The 14,558-nt window shown below is 63.4% G+C and carries 11 protein-coding genes; 9 read left to right on the forward strand and 2 right to left on the reverse strand.

All coding sequences use genetic code 11. The annotated features are described in order from the left end of the window. The first annotated feature begins 59 nt into the window (after nucleotides 1–59). From C41B8_RS07965 to polA, 5 genes are all read left to right on the forward strand, one after another. A complete protein-coding gene (locus C41B8_RS07965; RefSeq protein WP_037336421.1) occupies nucleotides 60–1,169 on the forward strand; it encodes an S-(hydroxymethyl)glutathione dehydrogenase/class III alcohol dehydrogenase in 1,110 nt (369 codons plus the stop codon). Between the two features lie 23 nt (nucleotides 1,170–1,192). Then, entirely contained in the window at nucleotides 1,193–2,047 is an 855-nt protein-coding gene (fghA, locus tag C41B8_RS07970) for an S-formylglutathione hydrolase (protein WP_037336422.1), read from the forward strand. A gap of 55 nt (nucleotides 2,048–2,102) precedes the next feature. Next, nucleotides 2,103–2,339: an LPS translocon maturation chaperone LptM gene (gene lptM / locus C41B8_RS07975; protein ID WP_037336424.1), complete on the forward strand. Its 237-nt coding sequence runs from the start codon at nucleotides 2,103–2,105 to the stop codon at nucleotides 2,337–2,339. After that, the gene (lysA, locus tag C41B8_RS07980) at nucleotides 2,339–3,604 is read left to right on the forward strand and encodes a diaminopimelate decarboxylase (protein WP_037336427.1); all 1,266 of its coding nucleotides are present in this window, start codon (nucleotides 2,339–2,341) and stop codon (nucleotides 3,602–3,604) included. The genes lptM and lysA overlap by 1 nt, the downstream gene beginning before the upstream one ends. A 218-nt stretch (nucleotides 3,605–3,822) precedes the next feature. After that, nucleotides 3,823–6,528, forward strand: a complete 2,706-nt coding sequence (polA, locus tag C41B8_RS07985) for a DNA polymerase I (protein WP_037336429.1) — start codon at nucleotides 3,823–3,825, stop codon at nucleotides 6,526–6,528. Between the two features lie 899 nt (nucleotides 6,529–7,427). Here polA and C41B8_RS07990 read toward each other — a convergent pair. Together C41B8_RS07990 and yihA are read right to left on the reverse strand one after the other, a co-directional pair. Continuing rightward, nucleotides 7,428–8,129: an IS5 family transposase gene (locus tag C41B8_RS07990; RefSeq protein ID WP_232226022.1), complete on the reverse strand. Its 702-nt coding sequence runs from the start codon at nucleotides 8,127–8,129 to the stop codon at nucleotides 7,428–7,430. An 835-nt stretch (nucleotides 8,130–8,964) separates the two neighbouring features. Next, nucleotides 8,965–9,600, reverse strand: a complete 636-nt coding sequence (gene yihA, locus C41B8_RS07995) for a ribosome biogenesis GTP-binding protein YihA/YsxC (protein ID WP_051883291.1) — start codon at nucleotides 9,598–9,600, stop codon at nucleotides 8,965–8,967. Between the two features lie 115 nt (nucleotides 9,601–9,715). Between yihA and C41B8_RS08000 the strand changes: the two genes are divergently transcribed. From C41B8_RS08000 to mtnA, 4 genes are all read left to right on the forward strand, one after another. Continuing rightward, nucleotides 9,716–10,369, forward strand: a complete 654-nt coding sequence (locus C41B8_RS08000; protein WP_051883272.1) for a thiol:disulfide interchange protein DsbA/DsbL — start codon at nucleotides 9,716–9,718, stop codon at nucleotides 10,367–10,369. Nucleotides 10,370–10,496: 127 nt separating this feature from the next. Beyond that, the gene (locus C41B8_RS08005; protein ID WP_037336432.1) at nucleotides 10,497–11,954 is read left to right on the forward strand and encodes a mannose-1-phosphate guanylyltransferase/mannose-6-phosphate isomerase; all 1,458 of its coding nucleotides are present in this window, start codon (nucleotides 10,497–10,499) and stop codon (nucleotides 11,952–11,954) included. 33 nt (nucleotides 11,955–11,987) lie between these two features. Beyond that, nucleotides 11,988–13,346 carry a phosphohexomutase domain-containing protein gene (locus C41B8_RS08010; protein ID WP_037336434.1) on the forward strand — a complete coding sequence of 453 codons (1,359 nt, stop codon included), beginning with the start codon at nucleotides 11,988–11,990 and terminating at the stop codon, nucleotides 13,344–13,346. Nucleotides 13,347–13,355: 9 nt separating this feature from the next. Beyond that, nucleotides 13,356–14,402: an S-methyl-5-thioribose-1-phosphate isomerase gene (mtnA, locus tag C41B8_RS08015; RefSeq protein ID WP_037336436.1), complete on the forward strand. Its 1,047-nt coding sequence runs from the start codon at nucleotides 13,356–13,358 to the stop codon at nucleotides 14,400–14,402. Nucleotides 14,403–14,558: the final 156 nt, after the last annotated feature.

Below are 14,558 nucleotides of genomic sequence, written 5' to 3' on the forward strand. Positions count from 1 at the left end.
TGCGATAGTATCGGCGCAGTTATGTACACAACAACGACGCCGAGTCGATTGGAGTTCCGATGAAGTCACGCGCCGCGATCGCCTGGGAGGCAGGCAAGCCGTTGTCGGTCGAGGAAATCGACGTTGCCGGTCCGAAGGCCGGCGAAGCGCTGGTGCGTATTGTCGCTACCGGCGTGTGTCATACCGATGCCTACACCCTGTCGGGCAAGGATCCCGAGGGTTTCTTTCCCCGTATTCTTGGCCACGAAGGCGGCGGTATCGTCGAGGAAGTCGGCGAAGGCGTGACCTCGGTCAAGCCGGGCGACCACGTCATTCCGCTGTATACGGCCGAATGCGGCGAGTGCAAGTTCTGTAAATCGGGCAAGACCAATCTCTGCGGCGCGGTGCGCGAGACCCAGGGCCAGGGCCTGATGCCGGATGGCACCACCCGCTTCTCCAAGAACGGGCAGGATCTGTACCACTACATGGGCACGTCCACGTTCTCGGAATACACCGTCGTGCCCGAAGTCTCGCTGGCCAAGATCAGCCCCGAAGCCCCGCTGGACAAGGTCTGCCTGCTGGGCTGCGGCATCACCACCGGCATCGGCGCGGTCTACAACACCGCCAAGGTCGAGCCCGGCTCGACGGTCGCCGTGTTCGGCCTCGGCGCGATCGGCCTGTCGGTGATCCAGGGCGCCAAGATGATTGGTGCCGAGCGCATCATCGCCATCGACCTGAACCCGAACAAATTCAAGTTCGCCGGCCAGTTGGGCGCGACCGACTTCGTCAACCCGGCCGACTATGACGACCCCATCCAGCAGGTCATCATCGACATGACCGATGGCGGCGTGGACTACTCGTTCGAGTGCATCGGTAATACCAACGTCATGCGGGCCGCGCTCGAGTGCTGCCACAAGGGCTGGGGCGAGTCGACCATCATCGGCGTGGCCGGCGCGGGCGAGACCATCGAAACCCGTCCGTTCCAGCTGGTCACCGGACGCGTGTGGCGCGGTTCCGCCTTCGGCGGCGTGAAGGGCCGCACCGAGCTGCCGGACTATGTCGGGCGCTATATGTCGGGCGATATCAATATCGACGATTTCGTGACCCACGATCTCAAGTTCGAGCAGATCAACGAGGCCTTCGATCTTCTGCACGAGGGCAAGGCGATCCGCTCGGTACTGCATTTCTAAATCGCTTGCGGGAGACGACGACCGTGGACGTGAAAGTCATCGACGAGCATCGATCCTTCGGCGGGTGGCAGCGCCGCTATACGCACCACTCAAAGACGTGCGGCTGCGACATGACGTTCGCTCTGTATCTGCCGCCGGCCGCCGAGCACGATCGCGTGCCGGTGGTCTACTGGCTGTCCGGGCTGACCTGCACCGACGAGAACTTCGTCAACAAGGCAGGCGCCCAGCGCGTGGCCGCGGAGCTCGGCATCGCCATCGTCGCGCCGGACACCAGCCCGCGCGGCGAGGATGTGGCCGATGAGGACGTCTATGATCTGGGTCAGGGCGCCGGCTTTTACGTCAACGCCACGCAATCGCCGTGGTCGACGCATTACCGGATGTACGACTATGTCGTGACCGAACTGCCCGACCTGCTCGCCGATCGCTTCGGCGAGCAGGTGGATCTTTCGCGCGAGGCGATCGCGGGGCATTCCATGGGCGGCCACGGCGCGCTGGTCATCGGCCTGCGCAATCCCGATCGCTTCGCCGCCATCTCGGCGTTCTCGGCGATCTGCAATCCGGTGGCCGTGCCCTGGGGCGAGAAGGCCTTCTCGACTTATCTGGGCGATGATCGCAAGGCTTGGGCCGAGTACGACGCCAGCGATCTGATGGCCCATGCCGATCACGGCGCCGCCTTGCCGCCGGTGTTGTTGGAACAGGGCCTGGCCGACGGCTTCCTCGAGGAACAGCTCAAGCCCGAGGCGCTGGAACAGGCCGCGGAGAAAGCGGGCGCCTCGGTCGAGGTTCGGCGCCGCGAAGGCTACGACCACAGCTATTTCTTCATCGCCACGTTCATTGACGAGCATCTGCGGTTCCTGGCGCGCTATATGGGCGTCTGACGGCGTCTCGGGTTAGACTGGCCGGCCGTTGTTTTTCGGAATGCGAGTGCCGCGCATGAAGCCGATTCTCCTCGCCCTGTTCGTCGCGCTGGCGGCCGGTTTCGTGTTGGCCGGCTGTGGGCAGAAAGGCCCGCTGTATTTGCCGGGCCATAATCCGAACCCGCCCAAGCCTTTGATCAAACCGGCGAAGAGCCCGGGCCAGGACAAGGACGAGAGCCAGAAGCCATCGGGCGATGCGTCCAGCCAAGGCGGCGACAACGGCGCTTCCCACTCGCAAAGCAGCACGCCGTAATGGATCATTTCGACTACCGCGACGGCGCCCTGTACGCCGAAGACGTCCCCGTGGCCGATATCGCCGAGCGTTTCAGCACGCCGACCTATGTCTACAGCGCGGCCACGCTGACGCGCCACTATCGCGTGTTCGACGAGGCGCTCTCCGGCATCGACCACGAGATCTGCTTTGCCGTGAAGGCCAACGGCAATATCGGCGTGCTGGGGTTGCTCGCCGATCTGGGCAGCGGCTTCGATATCGTATCGGTGGGTGAACTGGAACGAGTGATCACGGCCGGCGGCGATCCGGCGCGCATCGTGTTTTCAGGGGTCGGCAAGCGCGTCGACGAGATCGAACGCGCGCTGGAGGTGGGCATTGCCTGCTTCAACGTCGAGTCCGAAGCCGAACTGGCGCGGATCGATGCGGTAGCCCAGCGCCTGGGCGTTGTTGCCCCGATTTCGCTGCGCGTGAACCCGGATGTGGATGCCCAGACGCATCCGTACATCTCCACCGGGCTCAAGGAAAACAAGTTCGGTATCGCCATCGAGCGCGCCGAGGCGCTCTATGCCGAGGCCGCCGAACGCCCCGGGCTGTTCCCGATCGGTGTCGATTGCCATATCGGTTCGCAGTTGACCACTCTGGCGCCGTTCCGAGATGCCGTCGCCCGTATTCTGGCGTTGATCGATCGGCTGGCCGCCCATGGTATCGAACTGTCGCATATCGATGTCGGCGGCGGCCTCGGCGTGTGCTATCGCGACGAAACGCCGCCCACACCGGCCGAATACGCCAGTGCGATCGCGGAAATGCTGGGCGACCGCCCGCTCAAACTGATCCTCGAGCCGGGGCGCGTGCTGGCCGCCAACGCCGGCATTCTCGTGACCCGTGTGGAACTGCTGAAACCTGGGGCCAGCGAGACGGACAAGCATTTCGCCGTGGTCGATGCGGCGATGAACGACCTGATCCGCCCGGCGCTTTATGACGGCTGGCACCGCGTGGTGCCCGTGAAAGCGAATGCGCATGGGGGACAGACCCGAGCCTGGGATATCGTCGGCCCCATCTGCGAGACGGGCGATTTCCTCGCCCAGGGCCGCAAACTCACGCTCGCCGAGGACGACCTGCTTGCCGTGCGCACGGCCGGTGCCTACGGCTTCACCATGGCATCGAACTATAACGCGCGCCCGCGCGCGGCCGAAGTGATGGTGGTCGGCGACACGATGCACGAAGTCCGCGCCCGGGAGACGCTGGCCGATCTCATGCGCGGCGAGCGACGTCTGCCGTTTACCTGAGTCGCGATTCAGCGCTCGAATAAGAAAACGATCCACGGATTTTGCAGATCACGCCGAGTCACTCGAAATGGCATGGTCTCCAATCTGTGTCATCTGAGAAATCTGCGGATCACACTTGAGGAACGAGCGCCGTAATCCAAAATTGGCGCTGCCGTTCATGGACCCGCGATCGTCGCCCTCTTAAAGTAGCGGCATTGCTTCGCCGTCTCCCGTTCGTCATGTCCGAATCCAATGCCCATGGCCCGCTGATCCTCATCGACGGCTCGTCGTGGCTGTATCGTGCTTTTCACGTGCTGCCGCCATTGACCAATGCCGACGGCCAGCCGACCGGTGCGATTTACGGCATGACCAACATGCTGCGCAAGTTCCTGCGCGAGTACGAATCCGATCGCATCGTGGTGGTGTTCGACCCGCGCGGGCCGACCTTCCGTAACGAACTGTTTCCCGACTACAAGGCCCATCGGCCACCGGTGCCGCCGGATCTGGCCGATCAGTTCGAGGGCATCCGCGAGGTCATCCACGCGATGGGCCTACCGATCGTGCAGATGGACGGTGTGGAGGCCGACGACGTGATCGGTACGCTGGCCGCGCGTGAGCCCGGCCCCGTCGTGATCGTGACTGGCGACAAGGACATGGCTCAGCTGGTCGACGAGCGGGTCGTGCTGCTCGATACCATGCAGGACAAGCGCACCGACGTCGCCCGTGTACACGACAAGTTCGGCGTCGGCCCGGAACTGATCACGGATTATCTGGCGCTGGTCGGCGATACCTCCGACAATATTCCGGGCATCGAGAAGGTTGGCCCGAAGACAGCGGCCAAGTGGTTGATCAAGTACGGCAATCTCGCCGGCGTGATCGAGCACGCCGATGAGATCGGCGGCAAGGTGGCCGACAATCTGCGGGCGCGGCTCGACCAGCTGCCGTTGTATCAGGATCTGGCCACGATCCGCACCGAGCTGGATCTGACCGGGCTGGCCGACGAATTGACTCGGCGCGAGCCGGACAACGACGCGCTGCATGCGCTGTTTCGTCGTTACGATTTCAGCAAGTTCCTGGAAGAGCTGGATACTCCGACCGATGTGTCCGCGGCGCCCGACACGCCGGCTGCGCCGAGCGAAACGCAGTATCACACCGTGCTCGATATCGAAGCGCTCGAGGCCATGATGGCCAAACTCGAGGCCGCCGAGCTGATCTGCGTGGATACCGAAACCGACGCTCTGTCGGCCATGCAGTCGAATCTGGTGGGGCTATCGTTCGCGGTCGAGCCGGGCGAGGCCTGGTATGTGCCGGTCGGGCACAATTATCTCGGCGCACCGGACCAGCTGCCGATGGATACCGTCCTCGATCGCGTGCGCGGCGTGCTCGAGAACCCGGCCATCAGCAAGCTCGGCCAGCACATCAAGTATGACCTGAACGTGCTCGCCCGCTACAACGTGCATGTCGCCGGCGCCGATCAGGACACCATGCTCGAATCCTATGTGCTGGATTCCACCGCGACGCGCCACGACATGGATTCGCTGGCGCAGAAATACCTCGAGCGCAAGACCACCAAGTTCGAGGACGTCGCCGGCAAGGGCGCGAAGCAGGTTGGTTTCAATCAGGTGTCGCTGGATGTCGCCACGCCGTATGCGGCCGAGGACGCCGATATCACGCTGCAACTGCATCAGTTGCTGCATGCGCGCTTGAGCGAGGTCGGCCGTCTGCTCGAGCTTTATGAAACGATCGAAATGCCGCTGATGCCGGTACTCGCCCGCGTCGAGGCCAACGGCGTGCTGGTCGACGACCAGCTGCTGCGCCGCGTGTCCGGTGAAATGGCCGAGCGCATGAAAGAGATCGAGAAGGCCGCCTACGACGCCGCCGGCGGCGAGTTCAATCTCGGCTCGCCGGCCCAGCTCAAGGAAATCCTGTTCGATCGGCTGGAATTGCCGGTTATCCGCAAGACGCCCAAGGGCGCGCCGTCCACGGCCGAGGATGTGCTGCGCGAGCTGGCCGACAAACATGCGCTGCCGGCGCATATCGTGGCCTGGCGGGAATTGTCGAAGCTGCGTTCGACCTATGCCGACAAGCTGCCGACGCTGATCAATCCGGCGACGGGGCGTATTCACACCAGCTATCACCAGGCTGTGGCGGCCACCGGGCGCTTGTCGTCTTCCGACCCGAATCTCCAGAACATCCCGATCCGGACCGAGGCCGGCCGGCGTATTCGTGAGGCCTTTATCGCGCCGCCCGGCACCAAGATCCTGGCGGTGGATTATTCGCAGATCGAGCTGCGCATCATGGCGCATCTGTCGGGCGATCCCGGCCTGCTGGCGGCGTTCAACGAACAGCGCGACGTCCATGCCGCGACCGCCAGTGAGGTGTTCGATACGCCGCTGGCCGACGTGAGCCCCGACCAGCGGCGCGCGGCCAAGGCGATCAACTTCGGGCTGATGTACGGCATGTCGGCCTATGGCCTGGCCAAGCAGCTGGACCTGTCGCGCGAAGACGCCGGCGCCTACATCAACAAGTTCTTCGACCGCTTTGCCGGCGTTGCCAAGTTCATGGACGACACGCGTGCCGCGGCCAAGGCCCAGGGCTATGTCGAAACGCTGTTCGGGCGCCGTCTTTATCTGCCCGAGATCAACGCCCGCAATGCATCGCGTCGCCAGTACGCCGAACGCACGGCGATCAATGCGCCGTTACAGGGTACGGCTGCCGATCTGATCAAGAAGGCGATGATCGACGTCGACGCTTGGCTGCGTGATTCGGCAGTGGAGGCGCGCATGGTGATGCAGGTCCACGACGAGCTGGTGTTCGAAGTGCCGGCCGCCGAAGCCGAAGCATTGGGCCAGACTATCGCACAGCGCATGAGCGCGGTCGCCGAACTGGACGTGCCGCTGGTGGCCGAAGCCGGCGTGGCCGATAACTGGCAACAGGCGCATTGAAGCCCGCCAGGCGCCGGCCGCTGGATCGGCGCCTTGGCGGGTTTGCGCTCGCGTCAGTTTCAATACAAATTTCGAGGCATAACAGCGGCTTGTATTTTTTCGGCAAAATTTTTTCTTGCCCGTCGGAACTTGCCGGATGGGGACGGGTCTTATTCCGTGCAAGCACATTGCGGCTTGCCCGCTTTTCTCCCTGAGCGGTAACCCCCATCCGGTTTCCCCCCAAGAACCGGAATGCTTGCCCCGGTAGCAATTCCCCCTGCTGCCGGGGCTTCTTTTTGCTCGGCTCCCGTGGCAGAAGCGGGACGGCGATTTCCACCTCGAAGAATTTTTTCGAATCGGCTTGAAACTTTTCCAGTCGCCTGCAGTCTCATTCATGTAAGCCAATGCTTACCCGCTTTTCTCCCTGAGCGGCAACGTCCGGTTCCCCCCCAATGACCGGATCCGCCCCGACGGTTTCCCCCACCGTCGGGGCATTTTTTTTGGCCCTTCGTAAATCCGTTGGGTAATAGCGTTCTCTGGGTTGTTCCGAGCGTTCGGAAAGGCGAGACGTGCGAATGGGCGGCGCACTGTACCGGGCGCGCTGAGCCCATGCGGAAGAAGTCCAGGCCGCCGCTGACCACCAGTTTCGCGCTGCGGCGCGGTTGGCTTCTCCGGCTTGTTCAAAATAGAAGAGCGCTCGGAAGAAGCCATAGCCCGCGCGCGCCAGCATGACCTCAGAATTCGCAACGAGCTTCTGGGGCAAATGACTCGATAGCAGTCGCCATGCGCCCTGATGGATCTTTCCGGCACCGCCTTGTGGGCCTCGCCCATCGTGTCCGGCAAAAAGCGGCTAAACGCCGGCTGGAGGCGTTTACCGGGCCGGACTGGAAGAGCTAGTGCTAGGGTCTGTTGAGGTTTCGTCACATGGGCAGCCAGAGCAGAGCACATGCCATGGCGACGACCGCTTCGTAGTGCGTCTTTAATTTATCGAAGCGACAAGCGATCGCACGGTACTGTTTGAGCCGTGCAAACGCGTTCTCGACGAGATGGCGATAACGGTACAAACCGCTATCGAAGTCTGGATTGGCTCGCTTGGAATGACGCCGGCGCGGAATGACCGGCCGACTGGATCGAGTCTGGATCGCGGCTCGAACCCGACGACTGTCATAGCCTTTGTCCGCGATCATGATGTCAACGCGAGGTATCGCGTCGACCAGGCTCGGCCCGATCGAACAATCGTTGATCTGACCGCCCGTGATCTCGAAGGTGATCGGCAAGCCGTAGGCATCCACGGCCAAGTGAATCTTGGTCGTGCGCCCGGCGCGACTGGCGCCGATCGCCTGCGGCTGACCGCCGCTAGCCCCGGCACTGTGCTGGTGGGCCTTGGCATAGCTGCCATCCATAAACGCCCATTCGAGATCGGGGTCGACGATGCACGCATGGAAAATACGCCGCCACTTGCCACTGGCGGCCCAGGCTCGAAAACGCTGATAAATCGTAGTCCACGGCCCGAAGGCCTGCGGCAGATCGCGCCATGGGCATCCGACCCGCACACGGTAGAGCATGCCCTCGACTGTTTGCCGCAATCGTGGCTTGTCGTAAATCGACTCAGCCAGCAGTATCTGTCTGAGCTTCGCTCAGAGCTTTTCTGAGAGCATCTGGCGGGCCATGGCGAACTCGTTTTGAAGCGGGGGTGGAATACCGCAACAATGCGAGTTCGCCATTTCATTTCAATCGCTTATGACGAAACCTCAACACGTCCTAGTGCCTTCAATCCGATATACCGAGAATTTTTTTTGAGGCTTGCGGGAACTCTGTGCGACGTGCGGCGTCTGACTTGATGTAGGCCATGGCCTACCCGCTTTTCTCCCTGAGCGGTTACATCCGGTTCCCTCCCCAAGACCGGATCCGCCCCGACGGTTTCCCCCACCGTCGGGGCTTTTTTTGCTCGACGAACGCATAGCGTAAAAATTTTCGCATCGGCGGAACTTCTCGAGCGAGCCCGTGTCTACTTCTATACAGGCAACGCCTGTCCGCTTTTCTCCCTGAGCGGCTACATCCGGTTCCCCCCCAATGACCGGATCCGCCCCGACGGTTTCCCCCGACCGTCGGGGCTTTTTTATGGTCGTTTTTCGCGACCTGATCGGCTCCCGAATTATTCGACGGGCCCGGGAACTTTTCTCCGGGCCTGTCGTCTATATTCACAGCAGGCCGTGCCTGCCCGCTTTTCTCCCTGAGCGGTTAGAGTCCGGTTCCCCCTAAGATCGGATTCGGCGCCTCGGCGGCGTTCCCTGCGTCGCCGAGGCCCTTTTTATTTTCCCTGGGCGTAACCCGTGGATCCTGTTATCGCACAAGCCATCGCCCGGGTCGACTCTTAAACGCGATTTTGCCGACAAGTGGTCGGTCTGGCTCGATGAACGTAGCGCGTCCGGGCGCAACCTGAATAAGCGTTGCGTTTCAGTCGGATGTCTCGATCAGCGGATCATCGCCATCGCTTTCGTCATCCGGGACGAGCGCCGAGATCGCGGCTCGTGCTTCCTCGATACCGATTCGCTTGGTCGATGAAAACAGTTGGGCGGTCGCACCTTCGACCGCGGCGCGCGTGCGACGCAAAACATTGTGTTGCTCGTTACGCGACAGTTTGTCGGCCTTGGTCAGCATGAGATGGAAGGCCAGCCCGTAGGCGCTCCCCCATTCGATCAGCTGTCGATCGAAATCCAGCAGCGGCCGGCGGGCATCCATGATCAGCACGATGCCGGCCAGCGTTTCACGCTCGGCCAGATAGCCCTCGATCAGCGCGCCCCATTCGGCCTTGATGGCCGGCGGTACGCGCGCAAAGCCATAGCCGGGCAGATCGGCGAAGCGCAGCCGATCGTTATCGAAGAAATTGATCGCCTGGGTACGTCCGGGCGTTTTACTAGTGCGTGCGAGGTTGCCCTGCTCGCACAAGGCATTGAGCGCGCTCGACTTGCCGGCGTTCGAGCGCCCGGCGAACGCGATTTCGCAGCGATCGGCCGGCGGCAGCGCCGAGAGCTTGGGCGCCGACAGCAGAAAGCGCATGGTTCGAAAATCGCGGGCGGTGAGTTCGGGCATCGATGAGATCAGGCTGGTAGTGTGACGGCGCTCGGCCATTGTAGCGGTCTCCGTCGGCGGATTTCGCCCGACGCCGCACTGTAGCCGGCTTTCGTCAATCTACGGACACGAACGGATGTTGCATCGAAAAACCGTCCTGTTGGCCTTGCTCGGGCTTGTGGTGTGCCTGCCGGCGGCCGCGCAGAGCCTGGTCTCGCGTTATGTGGCCGGCGACGATTACAAGGTCGCCAGTTCGCCGGGGCCGGCCCGGGCGCACGGCGCGGTTCGCGTGACCGAATTCTTTCTGTACAGCTGCCCGCATTGTTTCCATTTCGAGCCGAAGCTCAACGCCTGGCTCAAGCAGCATCCGAAGATCGCCTTCAGTCGGGTGCCGGTGCTGTTCGGCTCGGGCGCCCAGCCGTACGCGCGGCTGTATTACACCGAGGTCAAACTCGGCGTAGTCGATCGCCTGCACGATCAGATTTTCGATGCCATCCACGAGGATGGCCGGCCCTTGTCCACCGAAGGCCAGATGCGCCAGTTCATGGAAGCGCACGGCGTCGACGGCCAGCGCTTCGATAGGATCTACAATAGCGCGGCGGTCAAGCAGAAGGTCCAGCACATCGTCGCGCGTATGCAGCGCTATCCGGTCATGTCCGTTCCCAGCATCAGCGTGGCCGGCCGCTACTGGACCAGCGGTCGCATGGCGGGCAGCAACGAGCGCATGCTCAAGGTCGCGGATTATCTGATCGAACAGAGCCGCACGACGAACCCTTCGAGCGGAAGCTGAACGCCAGGCGACCGCGGCGCGTAGCGCAATACACCGTGCGGTTTGTATCATAGCGTCCAGATAGCGCATGGACTGCGCCTGCGGGCGCGATCTACCTAGACGTTCGAATCGAATTCCAGGGGTTTCAATGCTCGTTCCCGTTCTTCTCGCCGGTGGCACCGGCACACGACTCTGGCCCGCGTCGCGCCAGAGTCGGCCCAAGCAGTTCTTGCCCTTGGCCGGTGGCGAGACCAGCTTGTTGTCGGCCACGCTCGAGCGGTTGCAGACCCTGGACGATCTCGGTGATGCCCTGGCCATTGGCAGCGAAGCGCATCGTTTCGTGATTGCCGAGCAGATGCACGGCGCCGGCCATAACGGCCGCATCATCCTGGAACCGGCACCGCGCAACACGGCCGCGGCCGTGGCGGCGGCCGCTTTCGAAGCCCGGGCTCGACACGGCGATGAGGTCGAGCTGCTGGTGCTGCCGACCGATCATGCCGTGACCGATCAGGCCGAATTCGTGGCCACCATCCAGCGCGCGCGGGCGGCGACCGGCGCCGGGCGGCTGGCTTTGTTTGGCGTGACCCCGGATCGGCCGGAAACCGGCTACGGCTATATCCGGGCCGGGGCACCGGTCTCCGAAGGCGTGCGTGTAGTGGATGCCTTCGTCGAGAAACCGGACCGGGCCACCGCCGAGCAGTTTTTGGCCGCGGGCGATCATTACTGGAACAGCGGCATGTTCATGTTCCGCGCCGTGGATTATCTCGAGCTGCTGGCCGAGCACGCCCGGGATATCTTCGATGGCGTTGCCGCGGCCTACGAAAAAGCGACCACCGATATCGATTTCCTGCGCCTGGACAAGGCGAGCTTCGAGGCCGTCCGGTCCGACTCGATCGACTACGCGGTGATGGAAAAGACCGATCGTGCGGTCATGGCCGAGCTCGATGCCGCCTGGTCGGATCTCGGCAGCTGGAGTGCGGTCGCCCGCGCGGTCGGCGTTGATGCGCGCGGCAACAGCGCCACCGGCGATGTCTGGCTGGAAGATGCCGACGACTGCGTAGTGCGCAGCGAAGGCCGCCTGGTGGCGGCGCTGGGCACGCGCGATCAGATCATCATCGAGACGCCGGACGCGGTGCTGGTCGCCGATCGTTCGCGCGAGCAGGACATCAAGGCGCTGGTGAAGAATCTGGATGCGGCGGGTCGCAGCGAGGCCACGGCGCATCGCAAGTCGTACCGGCCGTGGGGCTCGTATCAGCAGATCGCGGCGGGGCCGCGTTTCCAGGTCAAGCATATTCGCGTGACGCCCGGCGGCCGGCTGTCGCTGCAGTCGCATCATCATCGCGCCGAACACTGGATCGTGGTCCGTGGCACCGCCAAGGTCACCTGCGACGAGCGCGAGATGTTGCTGACCGAGAACCAGTCCACCTATATCCCGCTGGGCGCGGTTCATCGTCTGGAAAACCCGGGCAAGGTAGAACTGGATCTGATCGAAGTACAGTCGGGCAGCTACCTCGGTGAAGACGACATCGTGCGTTACGACGACGTCTACGGGCGGCCCGAGCTGGAGGAAGACGACACCGGTGCAGCGCCGGGTACGGGGGCCTGAGCCGCCACACCATTTATTTCAAGGAGCACGCCGATGGGCCAGTATTATCCGTTCTTCAAGGCGTACGACGTGCGGGCGCGGGTGCCCGAAGAACTCGACGCCGACATGGCGCGCCGCATCGGCCTGGCGTTTGCCGCCGAACTGGGCGCGAAGACCGTCGTGGTCGGGCGCGATATGCGCCTGTCCAGCCCCGAACTGGCCGATGCCCTGATCGACGGGCTGACCACGGCGGGCGCCGATGTGCTCGATATCGGGCTATGCGGCACCGAGGAAGTCTACTACGGCGTCTTTTCGCAGAATGCCGACGGCGGCGTGATGGTCACCGCCAGCCATAATCCCAAGGATTACAACGGCCTGAAGTTCGTACGCGAACAGGCCAAGCCGATTTCGGCGGATACCGGCCTGGCTGATATCGAGCGTCGCGTGCACGCCAACGACGTCAGCCCGGCTGCCACGCCAGGCGAGCGCCGCCCGCTGGATCAACGCGACGCCTATGTCGCTTTTCTGCTGGCCCAGATCAAGCCGGAAAACTTCAAGCCGCTCAAGATCGTGGTCAATCCGGGCAACGGCTGTGCCGGGCTGGTGGTCGAGAAGCTGGCCGAAAAACTGCCGTTCGAATTCGTGCGCATGCAGTTCGAGCCGGACGGCGAGCTGCCCAATGGCGTACCCAACCCGTTGCTGGTGGAAAACCGCGAGGCGACTTCGAAAGTCGTGCGCGACGCCGGCGCGGACTTCGGCGTGGCCTGGGACGGCGATTTCGACCGTTGCTTCTTCTTCGACGAACACGGCGAGTTCATCGAGGGCTATTACATCGTGGGCCTGATTGCTCAGATGTTGCTCAAAATGAACCCGGGCGAAGCAATCGTGCACGACCCGCGTCTGATCTGGAACACGCTGGCCCAGGTCGAGGAAGCCGGCGGCCGAGCGGTCGAATCCAAATCCGGCCATTCGTTCATGAAGCAGGTCATGCGCGAGAACGATGCGCTGTATGGCGGCGAGATGAGCGCGCACCATTATTTCCGTGAATTCTCCTATGCCGATAACGGCCACCTGCCGTGGCTGGTTATCGCGCAACTCATTTCGGAAACCGGCAAAGGCCTGTCCACGCTGGTCAAGGAACGCATCGCTGCGTTCCCGGCTTCGGGCGAGATCAATCGTAAGGTCGACGACGCTGATGCCGTGATGGCCGACATGGAGGCGCATTACGCCGATTCCGCTCAGAGCGTGGAGCACGTCGACGGCCTGTCGATGGATTTCGGCGACTGGCGCTTCAATCTGCGCAAATCGAACACCGAACCGGTGATTCGGCTCAACGTTGAAACCCGCGGCGACAAGGCGTTGATGCAGGAAAAGACCGACGAACTGCTCGCGCGTATCGGCGGCACGGCGTAAGGTCGGCCCATGCGGAATCGTCGAGGATTGGGGCTGGCGGTCATTGACGGCCAGCTGGAACTGCTGGATCAGTCGCAACTGCCCCAGGTGGAACGCTGGCTGGCGATCGATACGATCCCGGCCATGGTCGAAGCGATTCAGGCGCTGCGGGTACGCGGCGCGCCGCTGATTGCGATCGCGGCGGCGTTGATGATCGCGGTGCGCGCCGAAGCCGGCGATGATCGCGAGACGTTGCTCGACGCCATCGAAACGTTGCGTGCCGCTCGGCCTACTGCGGTGAATCTGTCGAACGCGATGGACGTTCTGCGCCAATCGATGGCGGCTACCGACTGGCGCGCCGCGCTGGTCGAAGCGGCCGATGATCTGGCCGATGGCGACGTCGCGCTGTGCGAGGCCATCGGCGATCACGGCGCGGCGCTGATTGCCCCCGGCGAACGCATTTTGACCCATTGCAACACCGGCGGGCTGGCAACGGCCGGCATCGGCACCGCGCTCGGCGTCCTCCGCCGCGCCCATGAGCAGGACAAGGGCATCGCGGTCTGGGTGGATGAGACACGGCCGCTGTTGCAAGGCGGCCGGTTGACCGCGTGGGAGCTTGGTGCGCTCGGCGTGCCGTATACGCTGATTACCGACAACATGGCAGCGGCGCTGATGGCGCGTGGTCAGGTGGATCGCGTGATCGTCGGCGCCGACCGTATTGCGGTCAACGGCGATGCGGCCAACAAGATCGGCACCTATGGATTAGCTGTGGCCGCGCATTATCACGGCATTCCGTTCGCCGTGGCCGCGCCCTATACGACGCTCGATCCCGCCTGCGCGTCGGGTGATCTGATCGAGATCGAACAGCGCGCCGCGGCCGAAGTGCGCGGCGTGGCCGGCGCAGCGGGCGATCTATGCTGGGCGCCGGCCGATGCGCCCGTGGCCAACCCGGCTTTCGACGTCACGCCGGCCGCCCTGATCACGCACTGGATCATGGATGCCGGCGTGTTCGACCGTGCCGATGTGGCCAACGGTGCGCTGGCGACCGGTGGCGCGGCTAAGAGCCTGTTCCAATAGGACGGAGTGGACTGCGGCGCCCGCTCGGGCCTCAGGGGTAGGAAGGGGCGACGCAGTGTGGTGGCGCCACACAAGGCGCCCCTGACACCGCCCTGGGGCCCGAGCGGGCGCCCCGAAGGGCTGGGCTGAGCGCGCACCCGGCGGTGTTGCGGCCTC

It is taken from the genome of Salinisphaera hydrothermalis C41B8 (genome assembly GCF_000732535.1).
GTDB classification, from domain to species: Bacteria; Pseudomonadota; Gammaproteobacteria; order Nevskiales; family Salinisphaeraceae; genus Salinisphaera; species Salinisphaera hydrothermalis.